The sequence below is a fragment of the Actinopolyspora xinjiangensis genome, from assembly GCF_900104475.1.
GTDB classification, from domain to species: domain Bacteria; phylum Actinomycetota; class Actinomycetes; order Mycobacteriales; family Pseudonocardiaceae; genus Actinopolyspora; species Actinopolyspora xinjiangensis.
In genome coordinates this window covers 93321-116271 of sequence record NZ_FNJR01000013.1, presented here as the reverse complement: position 1 = coordinate 116271, position 22951 = coordinate 93321, and the positions used below count along the sequence as shown (strand labels likewise).

Below are 22951 nucleotides of genomic sequence, written 5' to 3'. Positions count from 1 at the left end.
CGGCCCGACGCGGGGAAACGGAACGGGAAACCGATCAGCCCGGGAACCGGCCGGTGCTGCGCAGTTCGTAACGCCGTTCGGCGTAGGCGAGGTCGTCGGACCACAGGCGCAGCGCCACTCGCCGCATCAACGGACGCAGCACGCCCGCGGCCGGGAGCGCCATGCGGAAACCGGGCCGCTGGGAGTACGCCACCGTGGCCTCGATTACGGCCGTACGCGGTCTGCCCGAGGAGTCGTTCTCGAGCGGCGTGGCGTGCGTTTCCACGACGCTGCCCGTGCCCTCCCCCGCGACGATGCGCATCACCACGGTGCGCGGGTCCGGGCAGTGGAAAGTGGCCGTCACCGGCACCCCGATGCGGCGCGACAACCGGAACGAGACGACCACCTCGAAGAAGTCGTCCTCCTCGGAACTGCCGGATTCCGGTGCTCGCCGTACACCGAGGTTGGCGAACGAGTACGGATGGAACCAGGAACCGTGCCAGGGGTCCAGGCGATTGGCCACCACGTCCTCGGGCTCACAGACACCGGTCGCGGTGGCCACTTCCGAAACGCTGTCCCGGAGCGGCGGACGGCGCGGCACCACGGGGCACTCCAACGGCTGCTCTCCGCCCACGTCGTCCAGGCGCACCCAGGCCAGCACCCCGTCGTCACAGGCGGGGAACGGAGTCCACCACGGCCCGCCCCGTTCGTCCAGCCGCAGCCCGTGCCACCGGCAGACCAGCTGCCCGCAGTCCAGCGCCGCCTGCCCGAGCGGAGCTCCCAGATGGGGGCAGGCACCCGGTCCCGCGTGCAGCGCACCGTCCTCGGTTCGCCAGGCGACCACCTCGGTCCCAGCAACGGTACGGGAGAAGGGGCGATTCCGACCGATCTCCCGACTGCCCGCCAGCACGAACCAGTTCCCCGAGGGGCGGGCCTGGGCGCGTTTGAGCGCCGCCGCGATCAGCGAGGGGCGTGCCGCACGCCACGTCCCCTCCTGTCGTGCCCAGTCGGGAGCCCGCAACCTGCGCAGTGGTAGAGCGTTACGTGTGGAACTCCCGTTGGAGAAGCCGACCATGCTGACTCCGTTGCTCGCTGGGTCGCCGTCGCGCGAATCGGACGTCGGGGAGAGTAACCCGTCTTCGGTGGCGACGCACACACGCGTCGCGCACGGTCACCGATCCCGGTTCCGGGGACACTGCCCGGCAGGTGCGGCGGCCCATCCCGGAGAGCCGGAGGTGCCTCGGTTGGTGTGGTTCAGCGGCGGCCCTGTACGGGGCCGCGAAACGAACCCGAACCGCGCCGCTCCGGAGACCTCGACAGTGCTCTGTCCTGTCCGCGGGGGGAGCGGGTCGGCGGTCCGGTGTTTCTCCGGCACGGCAGGCGCCGCGACCGCCACTCGTGGGACCTGCACGTCGCCCACCGACACTCACGAAGCTCCACCGAGCTGACGCGGAAGCCTGTCGACAGGGCCAGGGTCCGAGAACGCTCGCGTAGCGGCCGATCAGAAGTCCTCGTCGAGCGTGCGCGCCGCGCGGCGCGCACAGTACCCCAGATCCGCGGCCGCGGCCGCGGCCTGGTCCAGTGCGATGTGAGCGGTGCCCTGCTCCGGCACGCCGGGATTCTCGTGGCGCTTGGCCAGCGCGTCCAGCAGCGCGGTGAGTCTGTCCCCGATCAGGGTGACCGTACGCAGCAGCTCGTGGGTGAGCTCCTGTCCGGATGACAAGGACCGACCGGTGTCGAGCTCGTGCACGGCCTGCCTGAGTCGATCGGTGTCATGGGCTATGACACTCCACGGAGGTGTGCCGGTCGTTCTGTTCGTCAACGGGCTCTCCCAACAACCGTGCCAGAGGGACGATCCCGATCGGTCGCACGATCCGCTTTCCGATCGGCGGTACTCGCAGGAGCGAGCACTCCAGCTCCGAGCGGATCCACGTTCCACCCGGTCCCGTGCGTGCCGTGACCGGGTGGTCGACCGGAACACGGCGCCGGGATCACCGGACGCGGCCCCGCTGTGTCCGGGGCACGGTGGTAGTCCGCCGGTATCGTGAACGTACCCGCGAACGTTTCAGATCACACTTTCATATCGGTTCGACGTCATTCGGCCCGCCGCCTCGCGTGAGCGACTCGCGTGGACGAGCGGCGAGAGCCGCGGAATGGGACATTCGGGGAGAGCACCCGAACACGCCGACGAAACCATGACCGCTTCCGCCGGGATGGGCGATGCGTGATGAGCGAAGAGAACAGGATCGTCGTCGGCATCGACGGCTCGGCCCCCTCGTTGGCCGCCCTGGACTGGGCTCTCGGACAGGCCGAACTGACCGGGGCCGTCGTCGAAGCCGTCACAGCCTGGGAGTACCCGGCGTTCTACAGCTGGGAGGGCGGGGCCGTTCCCCCCAGGGAGTTCGAGAACGCGGCCAGCGTGACGGTGGAGGACGCCGTGGACACCGCCGTGGACCGCCGCGGCAACCCACCACGGGTCCGCACCAGCGTCAAGCAGGGCGACTCGGCGCAGGTACTGCTCGACACCGCCGAGGGCGCCGAACTGCTGGTGGTCGGGAGTCGTGGGCACGGCGGCTTCGTCGGGGCCCTACTGGGGTCGGTGAGTCACAGGTGCACCCACCACGCCCGGTGCCCGGTGGTCATCGTGCACGCCTCCCGCGAACGGGATCACCCCCGACCCAGCGGCCGGTCCGACGGGTAGTCCCGCACCGGACCGGCCACTCCCCTCTCGACACCTCAGCTCTCTCGACACCTCAGCGCCGACTGCGCATCAGCACCAACGAACTCAGTCCCACACCGAGCAGTACGATCACGCCACCGGTGATCACGTTACTGAGCAGCATACCCAGGCCGACTCCGCTGCCCAGAATGACGAACGGGGCGATGACGGCCCACGCTCCCAGCAGCGGGACCACCCACGAAACCGTGTGAGTACGGCTGTAGGCGGAAGCGAACCCGAGTGCCAGTACCGCCACCGTGAGACCGACGACCAGGTTGCCGATCGCCACGTCGAAGCTGGTGGCGCTGAACTGGATCACCCACGGTGAGATCGCCAGGTAGACTCCCGCGAGCAGCGTCGCTCCCTCCAACAGCTGCCCCTGCGGGGTTTCGCTCGCCTCCTCGTAGCGTGCCCGCATCTCGAGGAGATCCGGGTGCCCTTCGATGGAACCGGCTTGCGTCATCTCGATCACCTCCACCGTTCGCTGTGGCAAACGGTCCCCCGGCCGGCCACGTCGACCCCTGGCGGCCCCGTGCCGTTCGCTCGAGGACTCGTCGACAACCGTGCGCGGCCGGTTCGGAGGGTCCGCACCATTACTGTGGACCCGAGTCGCGGAGATGTCCAGCGACGATAGTCCCTTGAGCGGGCCCCGTCCGTCCGTGGGACACGCCCTGCCCGCTGGGCGCGAACGGAATCACTCCGTGACGTCTCGGGGGTGTCCGCCGGGCAGCTCCGGCTCTCGCGGCTGAGGCTGTTCCGGCTCCTCCTCGGCACGTCGTTCCGCCTCGCGCAACTGTTCGGTCTCCTCCGGAGGGTCGGGCCACAACAGGCTGCCGGGGAGAGGCCGCCCCGCCGCGCCCAGCTTGTTCATCTTCTTGGGTACCGGCGCTCCCTGGTAGGACAACGGTTCGGGATGGCCGTGCTCATCGGTGGGGCCGAGTGGCTGGTGCAGTTCTATGACCTCGCCGTGCGGCAGCCGCTTGACGATGCCCGTCTCGATACCGTGTTCGAGCACCTCCCGGTCGGCCCGCTGCAGCCCGACGCATATCCGATAGGCGATGTAGTAGGCGGCGGGTGGCCCCAACAACACGCCGATGCGTCCCATCCAGGTCGTGGCTCCCAGGATGATGTCGAACTTGAACGCGATGATGTCGTTGACACCGCTGAGCAGCACGATCAGGAAAAAGGTGATCGCCATGGCCCCCAGCCCGGTGCGCACCGGCACATCCCTGGGCCGTTGCAACAGATTGTGGTGCGCGTCGTCACCGGAGAGCTTGCGCTCCAGGAACGGGTAGGCCAGGGCCAGCGTGAACACCGCGGTCAACCCGAGGACCAGCGGGAAGAACGGCGCCGGTATGGTCGCCTGCCCCCACAGGTAGACCTCCCAGGGTGGCCACAACCGCCCCATGCCGTCGGTCCAGATCATGTACCAGTCGGGTTGCGAGGCGGCGGAGACCATCGAAGCCACGTAGGGGCCGAGGTTCCAGATCGGATTGATCTGGAACACACCGCCCATGATGGCCGTAACCCCCACGACAACGGCGAAGAAACCGCCCGCCTTCACCGCGAAGACCGGCATGATCCGCACTCCCACCACATTGCCCTCCGAACGGCGGACCCCCGGGAACTGGGTGTGCTTCTGGTACCACACCAGTGCCAGGTGGACGGCGATCAGCCCGAGGATGATCCCCGGCAACAGGAATATGTGGATCATGTAGAAGCGGGGGATGATCTCGTCACCGGCGAACTCGCCACCGAAGAGCAACCAGTGCAGCCAGGTCCCGATCAGGGGAATGGAGAGCGTGATCCCCGAGGCGATGCGCACCCCGGTACCGGACAGGAGGTCGTCCGGCAACGAGTATCCGGTGAAGCCCTCGAACATTCCGGTGATGAAGAGCAGGATTCCGATGACCCAGTTGGTTTCACGCGGTCTGCGGAAGGCACCGGTGAAAAAGATGCGGAACATGTGCGCCACGATCGCCGCCAGGAACAGCAGCGCGGCCCAGTGGTGGATCTGCCGCGCGAACATTCCGCCGCGTACCTCGAACGAAATGTCCAGTGCCGACTCGTAGGCCCGGGACATCTCGACGCCCCGCAGGTTGGTGAACGTTCCCTGATAGGTCACCTCGGCCATCGAGGGATCGAAGAAGTACGCCAGGTACGTTCCGGTCACCAGCAGCAGGATGAAGGTGTAGAGGGCTATCTCGCCGAGCAGGAACGACCAGTGCGTCGGAAAGACCTTGTTCATCTGCCTGCGCATACCGGAGGCCAGTTGCAGCCGCTGGTCGACCTCGTTCGCCTGGGCCGCAGCGGTTCGATAAGCCCTGCTGGACTGTTTGGTCGGCCGCGTCAGTCTGCTCATGGCGACGATCACGCCTGCCTTTCGGGCCCGTCCGGCTGTGAGCGCGGTACTCGTGTGTCAGCGTAAACAGCCCCGCCTCGGCACGCGAGTTCGCGAAGCCGGCGAGGCGCTCCGGTAAAACGGAGCCGGAGACGAACGGACGATGTCTTCCCGTGCCGCCGCCGTCGGGTGGGGCCGAGAAACCCTCGATGAGTTGCGGAACTGCTCCTCGCGGGTAGCGTCGGCGTCGTGACGCGCAAGTCGGCCCAGCTCGACGAGCAACTGCACGAGTACCTGCTGGAACACGGTCCCCGACCCGACGCCCTGCAGCGTGAACTTATCGAGGACACGCGGCGATTGCTTCCCGAGAGTGCGGACATGCAGATCTCACCGGAGCAGGCCTCGCTGTTGACACTGCTCGCCAAGGCGCTCCGGGCAGAGTACGCGGTGGAGGTGGGCACGTTCACCGGCTACTCCGCCCTGGCCATCGCACGCGGGCTCAGCAAGGACGGTCGGCTACTGTGCTGCGACGTGAGCACCGAGTACACCGATGTGGCTCGGTACTTCTGGCACCGGGCCGGAGTGTCCGAACGCATCGAACTGCGGTTGGCTCCGGCGCTCCGGACACTGCGTGCGCTGGAGAGCGATCCCGTGATCGACCTGAGCTTCATCGACGCGGACAAGACCGGCTACATCGCGTACTGGAACGAGATCGTCCCCCGCACCCGACCCGGTGGATTCATCGTCGTGGACAACGTGCTGGCCGGTGGACGTGTTCTCGACGAGCGGCGGGACGAGACCGCCCACGCGATCCACGAGTTCAACCGGTACGCGCTGCGGGACCAGCGTGTGGAGCTGACCATGCTGCCGATCAGCGACGGGATCACGCTGGCCAGGCGCCACTGACGCGAGCCGTCCGGCCGTCCGGACGGAGGAAAGGTGGGTCATGACGCACCCCGAACCGGCCGGTCCGACCATGACCAGCTTTCTCGGCCAGGTCGGGCGACGTGCCGAGCTGGCCGACGGCACCGAGGCGGATCGGCTGGCACGCGCGTCGATACGCGCGCTTTCCGAACGACTGGCGGCGGGCCAGCTCAACGACCTCGCCCCGGCCCTGCCCCCCGAACTCCGCGAGGAGCTCTACGGGTTCGGCGGGCAGGCGGTCGCCTTCGACAAGGACACCTTCCTCGACCAGGTCAGCGGCGAGATCGACACCGTGGACCTCGACGAGGTGGAGCGAAGGGTGGAGGCGGTGTTCGAGGTCCTGCTGCGCTGGATACCGGATGAGGAGATCGAGGACACCGTCGCGCAGCTTCCCCCCGATCTGGCCGACATGTTCCGCTCGGCCACCGGCTGATCCGGCCGAACTCGGAGGTCCGTCGTCCCGGCGGCAGGCCGCGTTCGTCGCCCCGTAACCGTTCACCCGGCGTGCAACGGTTCCGGAGAAGGCCCGTCAGGGACCGCCGGTGGGAGCCACGTCGATGTCGATCACGTCACCGACGGCGGCGAGCAGTTCGGGATCGACTCCGTCGTCGACGACCAGCTTGTCGTAGTCCCGCAACGGAGCCATGCGGTGCAGCGCCTTGCGCGGCATCTTGCTGGAGTCCATCAGCAGCACGTTACTGGCGGCCGCGGCGAGCATGGCGCGTTTGACCTGCACCAGCTCGTGCTCCTGGTGGAAGGTCATCGTCGCGTTCATCGCCGAGGTGGAAACGAAGGCCATGTCCACCGACAACGCACCCACCGCCTCGATGCACGGCAGCCCCAGGAAGGAGTCGTGGGTGGCCGAGTAGTTGCCGCCGAGGCAGATCAGGTGCACCTCGGGGAGGGACTTGAGTTCCTGGATGGCCGGAAGGTAGTTGGTGGCGACCGTCAACGGGCCGACTCCCCCCAACATGCCCGCCAGCGTCAACGCGGTCGTGGAGTCGTCGAGCAGGATGGAAGCGCCCGGTTCGACCAGCCGTAGCGCCGTCCTCGCGATCGCGTCCTTGAGCTCCCGGTTGGCTCCCATCCGGTACTCCGAACTGCCCTCGAAGACGGTGGAGGGCTGCGCGGAGACACCACCGTGGAATTTTCGCAGCAGGCCACGCCTGGCCAGTTCATCGAGATCACGGTGCACCGTCATCAGGCTCACGCCGACGAGCTCGGCGAGTTCCGCCGCACTGGCCGAACCGCGTTCCAGCACGTAGTCGACGATCTGCTGTTGACGCTGCTCCCGCGAGCGCCCGCCTCTGGAAGTCCTGCTCATTCCTCACGCCCACTCGAGGCCCCACGAACGCCTGCTCGATCGCGGCGATGCCCGGGCTCCCGCCCCGGACAACGTATCAATCGCCTCCGCGGCAGCCGGCGGTCGATCTCCGACGAAGCGTCGAAAGCGCCGTAATCGGGTACCCGTGGCGGCCGGAACCGATTCACCGCCTACGGGGGACTGACCGTGACCTACGTAATCACTCAACCGTGCGTGGATGTGCTGGACAGGTCCTGCATCGACGAGTGCCCCGTGGACTGCATCTACGAGGGCGACCGGATGCTCTACATCCACCCCGACGAATGCATCGACTGCGGCGCGTGCGAGCCGGTGTGCCCGGTGGAGGCCATCTACTACGAGGACGATGTCCCCGAGGAGTGGGCCGGCTACACCACGGCGAACGCCGAATTCTTCACCGCTACCGGTATTGGTTCCCCGGGTGGGGCCGCCAAGGTCGGCAGGGCGGGGCTCGACGTCGCGCCGGTGTCGGAGCTGCCGCGACAGGACTGACGCTCGGGCCACCGGCTATGATGGCGACTCACTGAATTCACGTGATCGCCAACCGTGTCCGCGGACGATACGGTCTTGCCGGTAGGACGGCACGCGCTTCCGGCGAGCCGAGGCGCGGCACCGCCGTTAACCTTCGACGAGACACCGAGAGCTGCGGAAGGACTTTGGCAGGTGACCTCCCACGAGCCGAATCGTCGCCCCCCTGAACGAATACTGCTGGTCAGTGCCGATATCGGCGAGGGGCACAATGCGACGGCCCGGGCCGTCGAGGAGGCCGCGCGGCGGCTCTGGCCCGGATGCGAGATCACCCGCCTGGACACGCTGCGGGTGATGGGGCCCGGTGTCGGGCCGCTGTTTCGGTGGATCTACGTTCGCAACGTCGAGTCGACTCCCTGGCTGTACAACCTGTTCTACGACGCGCTGTGGCGGTGGCGGTGGTTCGCCACCGCTTCCCGCCGCTTCGTGGGCGCCTGGGTCGGCCCGTTGCTGCGCCGCCGGATGCGGCGTTGGCAACCCGACCTGGTGATCTCGACCTATCCGATGGCCACCGCCGGGCTGGACCGAATGCGTCGCCGTGGCGAGGCGCGAGTACCGATCGCGGCGTTCGTCTCGGACTTCTGCCCCCACCCCTTCTGGGTGTACCCCGAGATCGACCTGCACTACGTGATGAGCGAGACCAGCCTACGAGCGCTGTACCGCGCGCAACCCGACGCCACGGGTGCCGTGAGCGTTCCTCCGGTGACCAGCGCGTTCCGCCCCGGGGAACGGCACGGGGCCAGGCTGGAGCTCGGGCTGCCCGCCGAGGGCTTCCAGGTTCTGATCGCATGCGGCTCGCTCTCGTTCGGCTCGGTGGAGCGTGCGGTGGACACGGCGCTGGCCGAACCGGCGGTGGACCTGGTGATCGTGGCCTGCGGTCGCAACGAAGAGCTGCGTGGGCGGCTGTCGGAGCGCGACGAGGCGGCGGGGAAACTGCTGCCGCTGGGCTGGGTCGAGGACATGCCCGATCTGACGGCGGCGGCGGACGTGGTGGTCTCGAACGCGGGTGGAGCCACCGCGCTGGAGACGATGGCGTGCGGCCGAACGATGATCATGTTCGAGCCGATCGCCGGTCACGGGCGAGCCAACGCCGAACTCATGGCGCGAGCCGGCCTGGCCGAGCTGTGCCCGACCTCGGAATCGTTGGCGGTGACGCTGCGCGAGTTCGCCACGACCCCCGAACGGTTGCGCCGGGACGAGCAGCGTGTCCTGGAGCAGGCAACGGCGGGTGATCTCACCCAGCAGGTGGCCGCGCTCACCGAGCTTCCCCGGCACCGGGGGGCACGCCGATTGCACCACTCCGACCGGTTCTTCGTACATGCCGCGAATGCCGTTGTCGCGCAGCAGACCGGTGCCATACTGCGGCTGCGGGGCGGCCCCGAGGAGCGAACCGCGGGCCAGTGGGCCGACTACCTGGCCGGGCTGATCGAACGGCGCGCCCGCACGCTGCCGATGTTGCACAGCGTGCTCGTCGAACGGGGCTCGCGTGGTCCCCGCTGGTACACGGCCCGCACGATCGAGCCGTGGGAACATCTCGAACACCGCACCACCGGCGACCGCGAGGAGGTGGTGCGCGAGTTCTTCACGGCGGCGGTACCGACCGACAGGCCTCCCTGGCAGCTGATGGTACTGCGCAGCGGCGACGAGACGCTGATCCTCGCGAAGCTGCACCACGCCCTGGGGGACGGCATCGCGGTCACGAACACGCTCGTGCGGCTGCTGCGTGACGCCCCCGAGGACGTGGAGCGGGCACCGCGCCCCCACGGCCGGACGTCGAAGCGGCCGGTCTCGATTCCCCGCCTGCGCTCCCTCGTGCGGTCCCGGACGCACGAGGCCCTGACAGTCGTACGCGGTCTGTGCGGTCTTGCCGCCGCTGGACCGGCTCCCCGGAGTCCGCTCGACGGTGACAGCACCTCGGCCCGCGTGTTCGGCACCGCCGAGTTGCCCGCGAGCGAAGTACGCGCGCGGGCACGCGCCCGCGGGATTCCCACCAGCGTGTTGCTGATCGGCCTGACGGCGGAGGCGCTGCACCGCACACTCGCCGAACGGACCGGCACGACCACGGGACAGTACGTGCGGGTGATGGTGCCGCGCACCACGCGTTCACCGCGGGACTCGTCGGGCGCGGGGATGTTCGGCAACCACACCGTCGCGGTCTCGGTGGACCTTCCGGTCGGCCCGATGAGCGCGGAACAACGCTTGCGGGAGGTCTCGGAACGACTGCTGGCTGGCCAGCACGACGGGCAACCGGCCGCCGCTGGCATCGCCATGGCCGTGTTGGGAGCGCTTCCCACTCCCCTGCACCGGTTGGTCGTCCGGTCGATCTACCAGCGTCGCTTCTTCAACGCCCTGGTATCGGCGATGCCGGGATCGCGGCGTCCACCCCGGGTGTGGGGAGCGCTGGTGGCGGAAGTGCTGCCGATCCTTCCACTGGCCCCCGGGGTGGGAACGGCGATCGGTCTGATCAACTGGGGGGAGACGGTCGGGATCGGGATCACCGCTGACGCCCGCCTGGAGTGGCTGCCCTCCCTCGTGGCCGAACGGCTGCGGGAGTGCTTCGAGGAGCTGCGGGACCGATCCGGCACCGCTACCCAGCCGGAGACCACACGGGAAGAAGCGCGGCGATGACGGGAACGGGAGCCTGGTTCACGGTGGCCGTTCCTGCGGCGCTGGTGGGAGCGGCGAGTTTCGGTATGGCCAGCGCGGTGCAGCAGCGTGCCACCAAGCAGGTCCCCAACATCCGCACCCTCAATCCCCGCCTGCTGTTCGAGCTGGTGCGCAAGCCGATCTGGCTGGCCAGCGTCGGCACGGTGATCGTGGGACTGTCCCTGCAGGTCGTGGCGCTGGCCTACGGTCCGCTGATGTTGGTTCAACCTCTGTTGGTGACCAGCGTGTTGTTCGCAGCCCTGCACGCTGCCTGGCTGGCCCACCGCAAGCTCGACCGGATCGTCGTGCTGGGAGCGCTCGGCTGCATGAGCGGTCTCTCGGCGTTCCTACTGCTGGCACGCCCCGCGGGCGGGGACGAGACGATCGAGCCGCAGGCGATCCCGCTGGCGGTCGTGTTGGGTGTGATCACCGTAGTGTGCCTGTTGGCCGCCTCGCGTTTCCCCGGCGAGATCCGGGTGATCGCGCTGGCGTTGGCCACCGGTGTGATCTACGGGGTGACCGCCGCGTTGATGAAGGTGGTGGCGAGCCAGTTCCGTGCCGGTGGCTTCGTCGAACCCTTCCAGCACTGGGTGCTCTACGCGGTGTGCCTCGTCGGTCCGTGCGGTTTCCTGCTGAGTCAGAACGCGTTCCAGCAGGGCAAACTTATCTCGCCCGCCCTCGCGGTGATCACCACCGTGGACCCGCTGGTAGGCGTGGCGATAGGGATCGGCTGGTTCGGCGAGAGAGTGGTCGCCACCCCGGCGGTGTTGGGCGGCCAGGCCGCGGCCGCCGTGGCGATCATCGGCGGGATCGTGCTGCTCACGCACCGCGGTGAGGCGTTGCGACGGGAGATAGAGGACAACGAGTCCATCGACAGTGATGGAACCGTGACATGGGGTTGAGCTGATGCGGTCCGGTCTCGACGGGCGAAGGGTACTGCTGACCGGGGGCTCCTCCGGAATCGGCGCGGCCACCGCAAGGGCGCTGGCCGAGCGCGGTTGCGAGCTGATCCTGGTCGGGCGTCACGAGCGGACGCTGCGGCACGTGGCGGAGGCCACCGGAGCTCGGGCGGTGGCCGCCGACCTGAGCGTCCCGGGAGAACTCACCCGGGTGGCCGAACGAGCCACGGATGCCGACGTCCTGATCAACAACGCCGGCGTCGGCTGGGCGGGGCGGTTCACCACCATGTCGGGCGAGGAGGTCCACCGGTTGCTCACAGTGAACCTGGCGGCCCCGCTGGAGTTGACCCGCCTGATGCTGCCCGCGATGCGACAGCGTGGCGGTGGACACGTGGTCTTCGTCTCGTCGATAGCCGCTGTCGGCGTGGGTGACGAGGCGGTCTACTCGGCCACCAAGGCGGGGCTTCGCGCCTTCGCGGCGGGGCTCCGGCAAGAGACGAACGACTCCGGGGTCGTGGTCACCACGATACTTCCCGGTGCGGTGCGCACTCCGTTCTTCCGGCGACGCGGCAGACCTTACGAGCGCGGGTTCCCGCGCCAGGTCTCGGCCGAGCTGGTGGCCTCACGTACGGTGCGCGCGATCGAACGAGGAGGACGGGAGAGCTTCGTGCCGCGTTGGCTGGGGGCGGCGGCGCGGATCCAGGGGGGAATGCCCACCACTTTCGAGCGGCTGAACCGTCTGTTCGGGGGAAGGGAATGACCGTCCTGGTCGTCCGCGCGAGGGCGGCCCCGCCGTAGCGGTGGTCCGCCCTCCTCGGCATCGCCGGGTCCGTTCTACCGGGGGGTCCCGTCAGCGAACCCCTGCCCCGGGAGGAGCCCAGGCCGGGCGCGGCAGGCCGGGCAACAGCGTCGACGCTCCGCCGCCGATCCGAAGCCGGATCCCGTGACCGCGCAGTTCCCTGCGCAACCACAGCAACGACACCAGCGCCGCGGCGGCGACGAGCCCGTAGGAACCGACGGTGCTCACCAGCAGGAACTGCCCAACGGTGTGCTGGGCGAGCATCCAGAGCGCCGCAACCCCGTTCGCGGTGAACACGGCGGCCCACAGCAACGAGACACGACGGAAGAAGCGCCGCAGCACGGCGTGCCCCGCCAGAGCGGGCGGGAAGACGCAGAAGTCGTCGGCCAACCGTGCGAGGAAGGTCCGCTCGAACGGCAGCGTGGCCAACAGCACCCCGGCTATGAGGAAGTTCTGCAGACTCGGCTGCAGGAAGTACAGGAAGGTGCTCTGCGAAACGACCCCGACCACGGTGCGCACGACCAGCAGTGAGGTGGTCAACAGCAGCACCGCCGGCACCGGCGCACGGAGCACCAGTCGGCACACCACCGCCGCGACCGCCCATCCGAGCGCCGCGAGCAGCCCACCAGTCAGATCGGTGAGCTGGAGCAGCAGGTAGAACAACCCGAGCGGAGCAAGAGTGGTCTCCAACAACTTCTTGCCCGCGTGCAGGAGGTGCGTCCGGAGCCCGTCCAGCTGGACGGTCGTCGGATCGTGCATGGTTACCTCACGCGGCCCGGGCAGGATCGGGGAACCCCGCACCGGCGCCGTGGACGGCTGCATCGCGCTGTTGGGAGTTCGACGAGTCGCGCGACAGGACTTGGCGCTGTGGACCAGTGTAACTGGTGACCACAGCGCTTCACCGCGACCAGTGGCCACCGACACATCCCGTCGGCGGCTCAGCCGCGCATCGCCCGCAGCGATTCCCGCAGCGACCCCATCGTCGCCATCACCGCGGTGGGTTCGTAGCCGCAGTGTGCCATGCAATTGGCGCAGCGGGAATCTCTTCCCCGCCCGTAGGACTCCCAGTCCGTCTCCTCGATCAGCTCGCGGTAGGACTGCGCGTAGCCGTCGGCCATGAGGTAGCAGGGACGTTGCCAGCCGTACAACGAGTACGAGGGGATGGCCCAGGCGGTGCAGGCGAAGTCACGCTTGCCCTCCAGGAAGTCCAGGAACAGCGGGGAGTGGTTCAACCGCCACTTCTTGCGCCTGCCGTCGGCGAAGGCCTTCTTGAACAGCTCCCTGGTCTCCTCCACCCCCAGGAAGTGGTCCTGGTCGGGCGCTTTGTCGTAAGCATAGGCCGGAGACAGCATCATCTGGTCGACGTTGAGCTCGTCGTTGAGGTAGTCCAGCACGTCGATGACCGTCTTGGGGGTGTCGGTGCTGAAGAACGTGCTGTTCGTCGTCACCCGGAAACCGCGGCGCTGGGCGTCCTTGATGTTGTCCACGGCCTGGGCGAACACTCCCTGCTTGCTCACCGACGCGTCGTGGCGCTCCTCCAACCCGTCGATGTGCACCGCCCACGAGAAATAGGGGGACGGCTCGATCTTGTCGATCTTGCGCGGCATGAGCAACGCGTTGGTGCACAGGTACACGAACTTCTTGCGCTTGACGAGTTCGCTGACGAGCACCTCTATCTCGGGGTGCATCAGTGGCTCGCCACCGGCGATGGAGACCACGGGAGCCCCGCACTCCTCGACGGCGGACAGCGCCTGCTCCACCGGCATCCGCTGCTTGAGCACATTGGCCGGGTGCTGGATCTTACCGCAACCGGCACAGGCCAGATTGCACGCGAACAACGGCTCCAGTTCGAGGGTCAACGCGAACTTCTTGCGTCGCAGAATCTTTTGTTTGACCAGGTAGGCACCTACCTTGGCCGCTTGACGGACCGGGATACCCATTACGGCACCTCTCTGCTTCGGCGAGATCGGACAGCATCCAGCGAACCGGCTCCCGCGACGGCCTCCGCCCAGCGGAGCAACGGGAGACCGGTGGCACGTAACCGCCGCAGCGCCCTCGACAGCCGGACAGGCGAGCCGGGCCCCAGCAACGGTTGTCGAGCGGTGTCGAGCACGACGCGCACTACCACCCAGGGGCGCTCGGACGCCGCTGCCGCCAACACCTCCGATTCCATGTCCACGACCAGGGCGCCGCCACGTGCCGTCTCGGCGCGCGCGGCGCCGAGTACCAGACGCCGGCTGGTCAGCACCGGACCGAGCCATACACGCAGCCCGAGGCCGCGCAGCTCCGCGGCCAGCGCTTCGGGACGGTGGGAACGACACCGGCCGGTGGCTCCCCGCTCCGCGACCTCGGTTCCCACGACCACGTCACCGCTGCGCAGACGCGGATCCAGTCCACCGGCCAGTCCCGCCACGGCGAGGGCGTCGAACTCGTGTCCGGCGAGTCCGGCCGCGGCGCGGACACTGCGTCGCCGGCCGTATCCGGTTCGCAGTACCCGGTCAGTGCCCAGGTGGCGCAACGCGCGGGCCTCCACTCGCAGCGGTGTGCACACGAGCAGATCCGATGTCATGGCGGGCACCTATTCGACGGTCACGGCTTGGCGGTACCGCCCGAGGGCGGTCACGGGGAACAGCTGTCGGTAGAGGTGGTAGTTGATGTAGAAGTCACCCGGAAAGCCCGTACCGGTGAACTGCGGTTCCTCCCAGCTGCCGTCCTCCCGCTGGGCCTCGGCCAGGAAAGCGACCCCCCGCCGCACCGGGTCGGTGTCGTGACGTCCCACCGCCAGCAGCGCCAGCAGCGCCCACGCTGTTTGCGAGGGGGTGGACTCGCCTCTGCCGATCCAGGAGGGATCGGTGTAGGACCGCAGGTCCTCACCCCAACCACCGTCGGAATTCTGGTGCCGCTCCAACCAGCGCACCGCCCGCCTGAGTGCGCAGTGCTCAGGCGGAATGCCGGCGCTGACCAGTGCGGGAACCACGGCACCGGTGCCGTAGACGTGGTTGGCTCCCCAGCGTCCGTACCAGGAGCCGTCGTTCTCCTGATTCTCGAACAGCCAGCGCACACCGTCCCGCACGACCCGGTCGTCGGTATCGCCGAGGTGGGCCAGCGCCTCGACCACGTGCGCTGTCACGTCGGCCGAGGGCGGATCGATGACCGCCCCGAAGTCGCAGAACGGCAACTTGTTCACCAACCAGCGGGTGTTGTCGGCGTCGAAGGCGCCCCATCCCCCGCCACGGGACTGCATACCGCGCAACCAACGCCTGCCTCTGTCCACGGCGGCGGAGATGCGATCCTGCTCGATGTAGCCGGTGCGCGTGAAGGCGAGCAGTACCTCCGCGGTGTCGTCGATGTCGGGGTAGCCGTCGTTCTCGAACTCGAAGGCCCAGCCGCCCCCGGCCGGCAGTTCGGGGCGTCGTACGGCCCAGTCACCGCGAACCGTTATCTCCTCGGCACGGACGAACTCGACGGCGTCCCGGATCGAGGGATCGTCGTCCGGCACCCCCGCGTCGTGCAGGGCCTGGATGCTCAGCACGGTGTCCCAGACCGGCGATTGGCAGGCCTCCAACCTGCGGAGTGTGCCCCGTTCCGATTCCTGCCTGATCAGGAATCCCTCCAACCCCTGGAGACCGGTCCGCATAACCGGGTGGTCGAGCTGGTAACCGAGCAGGTGCAGCGCGATCAGGGAATACACCCAGGGAGGCTGGATACCACCCCACGAACCGTCCGCCTCCTGCCGTGCCACTATCCACTCGGCCGCCCGACTCATGGCCTGCCGTCGCAGCGGACGCAACGGGTGGCGCTGGTAGACGTGCAGCACCCGGTCCAGCGCGTTGAACACCGTCTCCCACCGCGAGGTCCCCGCGTCCTCGCGCACCCGTCCCACCGGTCCGCCGGTGCGCAGCTCCGCGGTGCCGACCCCCAACTCACGCACGGGGCGCAACGTGTTGACCACGGTCAGCGGAACGATGGTCTGGCGAGCCCAGCAGCCCCAGTCTGCCAGGTTCAGCGGCACCCAGCTCGGCAGCATCACGATCTCCGGCGGCATGGCGGGCAGCTCGTCCCAGGACCACTGGCCGAACATGGCCAGCCACATCCGGGTGAACACGCGAGTGCTCTCGATACCGCCGCACCGCAGGATCCAGCGCCGCGCGGCGGCCATGTGCTCCTCGTCCACGCCGTCGCCGGCCAGTTTGAGCGCGACGTAGGCTTCCACGGTGGCGGACAGTTCGCCAGGCCCCCCGTGAAAAGCGGCCCAGGTCCCGTCCTCACGCTGTTGGGACCGGATCCAGCGCGCCGCGTCGGCGGTATCCTGCTCCTCACGAATCCCGAGGAACTGCCGCAGCATCAGATCCTCGGCGTCCATGGTCACGTTGGTCTGCAGTTCACCCTTCCACCAGCCCTGTTCGTGCTGCAGCCTCATCAGGTGGTCGCGCCCTGCCCGGAGAGCCTCTTCCCAACCACGCCGCTGTTCCCGCGAGGCCGGGCCGTGCCACTCGGAGCCGAGGCTCCCGGCCGAGGTCCGTGCGTGCGGCGGCGCCGTCTCCTCGACGGTTCCGCCTGCTTCACGGACGTCGCTGTTCTGGCGCAGAGATCCGGTCACTGCTTCCTCCGGAGAACGAAATCGGCGAGTTCGGTCAGTCCTTCGGTCGTTCCTTGGCAGTCCGCCTCGCGGAGCTGTCGGTGGGCGACGGCCAGCCTGCGTTCCGTTTCGTTCCTGGTCCAGTCCTCCGAACCGGCGACACGCAACAACTCGGCCGCCTGCTCCACCTGGTGCTCGGTGAGCTGCTCGGGTTGCCGGTAGAGCTCGCGCAGCCGACGGCCGGCCTCGCCGTCCGAGTTGAGCGCGTGCACCACCGGCATCGACTTCTTGCGGGAACGCAGGTCGGAAAGCACCGGTTTCCCGGTTTCCCCGGGATCACCCCATATCCCGAGCAGGTCGTCGACGAGCTGGAAGGCCATTCCGAGCTCGAAGCCGAAACCGCGCAGCCGTCGCACGGTGTGTTCGGGCGCCCCGGCCAGCAGGGCGCCGACGGAGCAGGAGCACGCGATCAGCGCGGCCGTCTTGCCCGCGACCATGCGCAGGCACTCATCGAACCCGACCTCGGCGCGTTGCTCGAAGTCCAGATCGGCGGCCTGCCCGGCGATGAGTTCCCGGACGGTGCCTGCCAGCTCACGGGCGGCCCACAGCGCCCGCGGCGAGTCGGTTTCCAGCATCACGTCGTTGGCGAGACCGAGCAGCGCGTCACCCGCCAACAACGCGGCGGAGCGTCCGAAAACGGTCCAGGCGGTCGGGCGGTGCCGCCGGGAGATGTCGCCGTCCATCAGGTCGTCGTGCAGCAGTGAGAAGTTGTGCACCAGTTCGACGGCGGCCGCTCCGTGGGAGGCGCGGTGTTCGACGCCGTTGACCGCACGGGCCGACAGCAGCACCAGTGCCGGGCGCAACGCCTTGCCCGGCCGGGAGTCCTCGGCCCCGTCGGCGTCGACCCATCCGAAGTGGTACTCGCTGACCCTGCGGGTGTCGGGGTCCAGCCTACCGACGGCGCGCCGCAGGTGTGAGTCGATGGATTCCCGGGCGGTGGACAGCGCGGACGGCATTGTCACTGTCATGCGTCACCTCCACGCCACATCGCCGTGGCGATCGACGGTCCCGCTGACCACGCGGGCCGCGGTGTTTCCGCTCCGTACGGCCCCTTCGAGGGTGTCCGGCCAACCGGTGTCGGTCCAAGCACCGGCCAGCACCAGCCCGTGCTCGGTCGTACGCGCGGCCGGGCGCAGCGAACGTGCTCCCGGTGCGGGCAGAAACGTGGCCGCGGGCTCTCTGGTGATGAAGAAGTCCAGCAGGCGCGCCCCTTCCGCGGCGGGGAACAGCCTCCGCAACTCCGGCAGGTAGCGTTCGCGCAACGCCGCTGAGCGGGCCTTGATCTGTTCGTGGGCCGCCGACAGCGAGATCACCAGGTACTGGCCGTGCCCCACGTCGGAGGCTTCGGTCCGGTCGAACAACCACTGCACCGGTGAGTGCAGCGCCGCGGCCATCGGCAGCTCGGTCACCTCGCGGTCGAAGTGAGCGTGCACGTTGACGATGGGAGCGCGCGACAGCCCGGTGAAATCGGCGCTGGTCGGCAGGGTCCACTGCCCCAGCAACCTGGCAGCGGCCGTGTGCGGCACAGCCAGGATGACGGCGTCGGCCGTCAGCTCGTACTCGCTCTCGCCGCTCACGCGGACCAGGAAGTTCCCCGAGGTACCGGACACCTCCAGAGCCTTGTGCCGGGTCAATGGCACCGCTCCGGCCTCGCGCAGCTTCCGCTCGGCGGGATCGCCGTGCACTTCGCCCAGCGGACGTCGAATCACTCCGATGTCGCCGCCGGTGGTGCTGTCCAGCATGCCGGTGCGGAACACCTTGACCGCCTGGGCCAACGAGGCCTCACCCGGCTGGGAGTTCAGAGCGGCGACGCAGAACAGCCCCCACAGGTTCGTCACGGAGCGGTCCGACTCCCCTCGGGAGCGCAGCCAACTCTCGAAATCGGTTCCGTCCAGCTCGGGATCGTCCGGGTCCAGCCCGCGCAGCGCCAACGCGGTTCGTGCGGCGGTGAAGCGTTCCCGTGGGGACAGCGCACGGTGCCCGGCCAGCGCGGGCAACAGGTGTCCGGGAGCGGGAAGCGCGCCACGCCGCAGTGTCCAGGTGGCTCCTCGGGGGGTCACCACCGGCACCCGGAATCTCGGCTGGATCCGCACCCTGTCCAGCGTGCCGAGCCGACGCAGCAGCTCCAGGTACTCGGTGTAGCAGCGCAGGAAGACGTGCTGCCCGGTGTCGACGGTGAGTTCGCCCCGCTGGAACGAGTAGGTCGCTCCGCCCAGCCGGGAGCGCGATTCCAGCAGGGTGACGTCGAAACCGGCGTCACGGCAGCCGAACGCGGCGGAGACACCGGCCAGGCCACCACCGATGATCACTACCCGACCAGGGGTCATGACGTCATCCCCGCCAGGGAACGTGTGGCCACGCTCGCCTTCTGCCAAGCGGGCAGGCTGATTCTGCCCCGCGTCACCGATCCGGGATCGTTCCACATGTGTCGCAGCAGTTCGTGGTAGATACCGGCCATCGCCGCGCAGCAGGCGCGACTGCGGTGGTCGAGCATGGGCAGCAGGCGCAGCCCCTCGGCGTACCACCGCTCGATACGTCGGACCTGGAACCGCACCAGCTCGGCCAGATCGTGCGGGGAGTCGGTGAACATTCCCCGTGAGTCCAGTTCGAGCGAGACGCCGAAATCACGCAGATCCTCCGCAGGCAGATAGATCCGGCCGTTCCGTCGATCCTCCAGCAGATCTCGCAGGATGTTGGTCAGCTGCAGGGCCACCCCGAGCGCGTCGGCACGCTGGGCGGCCGTGCCGGTGACCTCGTGCCCGAACACTCCCAGCGAGAGCCTACCCACCGAACCGGCGACGCAGCGGCAGTAGTGCGTGAGCTGTTCGAAGGTCTCGTAACGGGTCCCCCGCACGTCCGCCTCGCACCCGTCGACGAGTTCATGGAAGGCCCGCAACGGCAGCGGGAGCCGCCGGCCCGCATCCGCCAACGCCGTCAGCACGGGATCCTTGGCATCCGGCCGAACCTCATCGAGATCCAGCCTCGCCTGCCGCAGACGCCGCAGCTTCTGCTCGTCCGGCAGTGAACCGTCGCCGATGTCGTCCACCCGACGGGCGAAGGCGTACACGGCGGAGAGGGCCCTGCGCTTGACCGGCGGCAGCAGCCGTATTCCGTAGTAGAAGTTGCGTGCCTGGGTCCGGGTCATCCGCTCGCAGTACCGGTAGGCGTCGCGAACCCGGTCGTGCCCGAGTCCCGTGGTCGGCGCCACCGACAACCGGGCCCATTCGGCGAGCATCCTCGTCCGGTTGGGACGGATATCCACGGCCAGGGGATCGTGGCCGGCGGGCCGGAAAGCGCGTGCCGTGGCCATTCCGCCCGCCACGTAACCGGCCACCGTCATGCGGGCGAGCCCCGAGAGCCGGGCGATCAACGGTTGTCCGGCGCGCAGCATCTCCACGGCGCGGTCCACTTCGAACCAGACCAGACCGCGCAGCTCGGCCGAGGCGGTGGGAGCGGCCAGGTCGGATTCGTCGCATCCGAACGCGCTCAGGTCCTCGGAGGGCATGTACACTCTGTCCTGACGGAAATCCTCGGTGATGTCCTGGCAGTGTTCGAGGATCTGCAACGCGGAACAGATGCGGTCGGACAGTCGGATCAGTTCCGGCTCGGCGCGGCCGAAGATGTAGAGCACCAGTTCGCCGATGGGGTTGGCCGCGTAGACGCAGTAGTCGAGCAGTTCCCCGAAGGTCGAATACCGGCGTACATGCTGGTCCCGCCGGTTCGCCTCGATCAGACGGGCGGGAACCTCGCGGGGGATGCCGCAGGCGCGCAGCGTCGGCGCGAACGCACGCAGCAGCGGAAGCCGCGGCGTGCCCTCGTAGGCGCGCCCCAGGTCCGCCTCCAGCAGATCGAGCAACCCCTCCCTAGGGCCGCAAGCCTCGTCGCCCGCGTAGTCCACGAGCCGAGCGAACCCGTACAACGCCATCAGGTGTTGCCGGATCCGGTAGGGAAGCACTCCGGCGGCCACCGTGAAGTTCTCCGACTGGGCCCGCGCCAGCACCTCGTCCGCCTCGGGCAGCTGCCCGGGCAGCACAACCTCGAACGATCGCGCTGACTGCCGAGTGGGGCGGGCACGGTCCGGGAGCGCAGCCATGACCACCTCCTACTCGGCGCAGCTGATGAGAGCGTTCATTGTCGTCAGCGTAGATCGCCGACAGACACGGCGCAGGTCTGCTGACCTCGTCCGATTGAGTGACTTGGGAACCGAAGGAAGTCACTCAAAGTGCAACCTCCAGTGCACCCCGCTCCTGAGGAGGACACTCAGTCCTTGATGGAACGCACGGTCAGCCGCCCGAACGCCATCGCCGCCGTCGCCACGACCAGCGCTCCCACGGCGAAGAAGAAGCCGAGTTGGGCCGCCACCCACATCCCCGGGGAGCCGAGGGGAGCCCCGATCGGAGTCGCCACTCCCTCGGTCCCCCACAACCTGCTCAGGCTGGGGCCGACGAGCAACCACGCTCCCCCGGCCATCGCCAGCAGGCTGGCCCCGCTCGCCAGGAACCGGTTCCCGGTGGGGACGAGTAGCAGACCGCCGAGCAGGATGGCCACGGCCGGAAGCACGCAGAGCCACAGCCGATCGAGGGTGAAACTCCACGGCTGCGCGTTGCCGAAGCCGTAACCGAAGTAGGGGCCGACGAACGGGACCAGCCCGGTCCACATCCCCAGCAGAACCAGCAGCACCCCGCTGAGCACACCACGACTGCGGCGCACGCTCAGCACCGAGCCACGAGCGGTGTTGGACGCCCCCGCGTAGTGCTCGGAGAGCCTGCCCTCGAACTCCGGCCGCAGCTCGGCGTCCGCGCTGGCGGTGGGAGCCGAACGCACCTGGCGTTTACTCGCCGTGATGCGCACGGCACCCCCTTCGGGGTCGGCATCGTGCAGGGGGACGAAGCGTTGCCTGCTGCCCGCCCGCACCACTCCCCACGTTGGCGAGCCACTCTCCGGTCCGAGATAGACCTGTTCCAGTTTGCCCAGCCGTGTGCCGTCGCGGTCGACCACGTTCCTTCCCGACAATTCGGGTGCCGCGCTCTGCCCGGCGGATTCGGGGTCGTGGTGGGGTGTGGACACCATAACCACCTCCTTCCCTCAGGTCGCCCGGTAGGAGCCGCCGCTGTCGTCGCCCCGCTCGGTCTCCGCGGAAGCCCCCTGCGACTGGGTGGCCGCTCCCGCTCCGCGCACGCTCCAGTTCTGGGACGGCTCGTTGGTCTCGGTCTCCTCGGCGGGGGTTTCCCGCTCGGCGCTTCGGAAGTTGCGCCGGTAGCTGGAATTGATCATCTCCGCGGCGGCCTCCCGGCCTCCCAGACCGAAGGCCAGGGCGGATCCGAGCGCTATGGCCCCGACCAGGGCGACATAAGTCACGGTGACGATCACCGGGGCGATGCGGAGCTGGGTCAGAATCATGAACACGCCGATCGCCATCACCAGGGCGGGGGCGGCGGTTCGTGCCATGCGGCCGCCGGGGGTGTCCCCCAGGGTGCGTCCCACCAACGTGCCCACGGCTCCGGCCACGGCCGCCGCGACCAGGAAAATGGCCAGTGCGGCGATCACGCGGGGAAGGTAGCCCAGTACCACGTTCATGAAGCCGGTCAACGCGGGGATGCCGAGCGTGCCGATCGCCGAGGAGAGCACGAACAACATGATCACGGCGAAAGCGACGGTCCCGATCAACCGGGAAGGACTTCCTCTGGGGCTGAGCCGCTCCACGTAGCGGGCCCCCTGGCCGGCACGGGACATCCTGTCGTCCAGGTGGAAACGGCGCAGCAGCCGGGTTATGACGGCTCGAAGGATTCTCGCGACGATGTAACCGATCACCAGCACGAGAAGCGCGCCGATCAACTGCGGAAGATAGCTGATCAGTTGGGTGAACCCGCTCTGCAGGCTGTCGAGGACGTTGAACCCGGTTCCTTGCGCTAGGACCATATCCATGGCGCGCCTCCTACTCCAGGTATCGTGTGGCTCCCGATTGCAAACCCGCACGACGCGGTGCGCAAATTCGGGCGGACCCTCCACCGGGGAGTGAGGCCCACCCGCCGGACCACCGGGGATCGGACCCGCTCCTCGTCCCAGGCGTCACCGGGATCCGGAGACGGGCTCACGACCCGCGGGTTTGTCACCGCGGGCAGCCGGGAATCCGGG

The 22951-nt window shown here is 68.6% G+C and carries 21 protein-coding genes; 7 read left to right on the top strand and 14 right to left on the bottom strand.

The features are described from left to right. Positions 1–34: 34 nt before the first annotated feature. Together BLQ75_RS18990 and BLQ75_RS18985 are read right to left on the bottom strand one after the other, a co-directional pair. Complete coding sequence (locus BLQ75_RS18990; RefSeq protein WP_092604085.1) at positions 35–1054, bottom strand: Rieske (2Fe-2S) protein; 1020 nt, start codon at positions 1052–1054, stop codon at positions 35–37. 426 nt (positions 1055–1480) lie between these two features. Then, on the bottom strand, positions 1481–1801 hold the full coding sequence (locus BLQ75_RS18985; RefSeq protein ID WP_092604025.1) for a hypothetical protein: 321 nt from the start codon (positions 1799–1801) through the stop codon (positions 1481–1483). Between the two features lie 405 nt (positions 1802–2206). Between BLQ75_RS18985 and BLQ75_RS18980 the strand changes: the two genes are divergently transcribed. Next, entirely contained in the window at positions 2207–2680 is a 474-nt protein-coding gene (locus BLQ75_RS18980) for a universal stress protein (RefSeq protein ID WP_092604024.1), read from the top strand. 52 nt (positions 2681–2732) lie between these two features. Here BLQ75_RS18980 and BLQ75_RS18975 read toward each other — a convergent pair whose 3' ends face one another. After that, entirely contained in the window at positions 2733–3161 is a 429-nt protein-coding gene (locus tag BLQ75_RS18975; protein WP_244515723.1) for an SPW repeat protein, read from the bottom strand. 231 nt (positions 3162–3392) lie between these two features. Then, positions 3393–5060 carry a cytochrome bc1 complex cytochrome b subunit gene (qcrB, locus tag BLQ75_RS18970; RefSeq protein WP_092604083.1) on the bottom strand — a complete coding sequence of 556 codons (1668 nt, stop codon included), beginning with the start codon at positions 5058–5060 and terminating at the stop codon, positions 3393–3395. A gap of 228 nt (positions 5061–5288) precedes the next feature. On the opposite strand from qcrB, the gene BLQ75_RS18965 reads away from it, so the two are divergent. Together BLQ75_RS18965 and BLQ75_RS18960 are read left to right on the top strand one after the other, a co-directional pair. Continuing rightward, positions 5289–5945: an O-methyltransferase gene (locus BLQ75_RS18965; protein ID WP_092604023.1), complete on the top strand. Its 657-nt coding sequence runs from the start codon at positions 5289–5291 to the stop codon at positions 5943–5945. Positions 5946–5985: 40 nt separating this feature from the next. Then, positions 5986–6396, top strand: coding sequence for a DUF2267 domain-containing protein (locus BLQ75_RS18960; RefSeq protein WP_092604022.1), 411 nt, complete (start codon positions 5986–5988; stop codon positions 6394–6396). Positions 6397–6492: 96 nt separating this feature from the next. Here BLQ75_RS18960 and BLQ75_RS18955 read toward each other — a convergent pair whose 3' ends face one another. Continuing rightward, on the bottom strand, positions 6493–7287 hold the full coding sequence (locus BLQ75_RS18955) for a DeoR/GlpR family DNA-binding transcription regulator (protein WP_092604021.1): 795 nt from the start codon (positions 7285–7287) through the stop codon (positions 6493–6495). A gap of 186 nt (positions 7288–7473) precedes the next feature. Here BLQ75_RS18955 and fdxA point away from each other — a divergent pair, with 186 nt between their 5' ends. The 4 genes from fdxA (at position 7474) to BLQ75_RS18935 (ending at position 12138) form a co-directional block, all read left to right on the top strand. Then, positions 7474–7797 carry a ferredoxin gene (fdxA, locus tag BLQ75_RS18950; protein ID WP_092604020.1) on the top strand — a complete coding sequence of 108 codons (324 nt, stop codon included), beginning with the start codon at positions 7474–7476 and terminating at the stop codon, positions 7795–7797. Positions 7798–7968: 171 nt separating this feature from the next. Next, positions 7969–10461, top strand: coding sequence for an MGDG synthase family glycosyltransferase (locus tag BLQ75_RS18945; protein WP_092604019.1), 2493 nt, complete (start codon positions 7969–7971; stop codon positions 10459–10461). After that, the gene (locus BLQ75_RS18940; RefSeq protein WP_092604018.1) at positions 10458–11381 is read left to right on the top strand and encodes a DMT family transporter; all 924 of its coding nucleotides are present in this window, start codon (positions 10458–10460) and stop codon (positions 11379–11381) included. Before BLQ75_RS18945 ends, BLQ75_RS18940 begins: the two co-directional genes overlap by 4 nt. A 4-nt stretch (positions 11382–11385) precedes the next feature. Continuing rightward, a complete protein-coding gene (locus tag BLQ75_RS18935) occupies positions 11386–12138 on the top strand; it encodes an SDR family NAD(P)-dependent oxidoreductase (protein WP_092604017.1) in 753 nt (250 codons plus the stop codon). Positions 12139–12228: 90 nt separating this feature from the next. Here BLQ75_RS18935 and BLQ75_RS18930 read toward each other — a convergent pair whose 3' ends face one another. The 9 genes from BLQ75_RS18930 to BLQ75_RS18890 all read right to left on the bottom strand — a co-directional run bounded on the left by BLQ75_RS18930 (position 12229) and on the right by BLQ75_RS18890 (position 22741). After that, positions 12229–12936 carry a VC0807 family protein gene (locus BLQ75_RS18930; RefSeq protein WP_244515722.1) on the bottom strand — a complete coding sequence of 236 codons (708 nt, stop codon included), beginning with the start codon at positions 12934–12936 and terminating at the stop codon, positions 12229–12231. A gap of 179 nt (positions 12937–13115) precedes the next feature. Further along, positions 13116–14117 carry an adenosyl-hopene transferase HpnH gene (gene hpnH, locus BLQ75_RS18925; RefSeq protein ID WP_092604016.1) on the bottom strand — a complete coding sequence of 334 codons (1002 nt, stop codon included), beginning with the start codon at positions 14115–14117 and terminating at the stop codon, positions 13116–13118. Beyond that, positions 14117–14746 (bottom strand): phosphorylase family protein, encoded by a 630-nt coding sequence (locus BLQ75_RS18920; RefSeq protein WP_092604015.1) that lies wholly within the window; start codon positions 14744–14746, stop codon positions 14117–14119. The genes hpnH and BLQ75_RS18920 overlap by 1 nt, the downstream gene beginning before the upstream one ends. A gap of 9 nt (positions 14747–14755) precedes the next feature. Then, positions 14756–16777 carry a squalene--hopene cyclase gene (shc, locus tag BLQ75_RS18915; RefSeq protein WP_244515720.1) on the bottom strand — a complete coding sequence of 674 codons (2022 nt, stop codon included), beginning with the start codon at positions 16775–16777 and terminating at the stop codon, positions 14756–14758. Continuing rightward, positions 16774–17784: a polyprenyl synthetase family protein gene (locus BLQ75_RS18910; RefSeq protein WP_092604014.1), complete on the bottom strand. Its 1011-nt coding sequence runs from the start codon at positions 17782–17784 to the stop codon at positions 16774–16776. Before BLQ75_RS18910 ends, shc begins: the two co-directional genes overlap by 4 nt. Positions 17785–17787: 3 nt before the next feature. Further along, the gene (gene hpnE, locus BLQ75_RS18905) at positions 17788–19143 is read right to left on the bottom strand and encodes a hydroxysqualene dehydroxylase HpnE (protein ID WP_092604013.1); all 1356 of its coding nucleotides are present in this window, start codon (positions 19141–19143) and stop codon (positions 17788–17790) included. Then, positions 19140–20909 (bottom strand): squalene synthase HpnC, encoded by a 1770-nt coding sequence (hpnC, locus tag BLQ75_RS18900; protein WP_092604012.1) that lies wholly within the window; start codon positions 20907–20909, stop codon positions 19140–19142. The genes hpnE and hpnC overlap by 4 nt, the downstream gene beginning before the upstream one ends. Positions 20910–21076: 167 nt before the next feature. After that, positions 21077–21886 carry a PRC-barrel domain-containing protein gene (locus BLQ75_RS18895; RefSeq protein ID WP_244515719.1) on the bottom strand — a complete coding sequence of 270 codons (810 nt, stop codon included), beginning with the start codon at positions 21884–21886 and terminating at the stop codon, positions 21077–21079. 15 nt (positions 21887–21901) lie between these two features. Continuing rightward, complete coding sequence (locus BLQ75_RS18890) at positions 21902–22741, bottom strand: mechanosensitive ion channel family protein (RefSeq protein WP_092604011.1); 840 nt, start codon at positions 22739–22741, stop codon at positions 21902–21904. Positions 22742–22951: the final 210 nt, after the last annotated feature.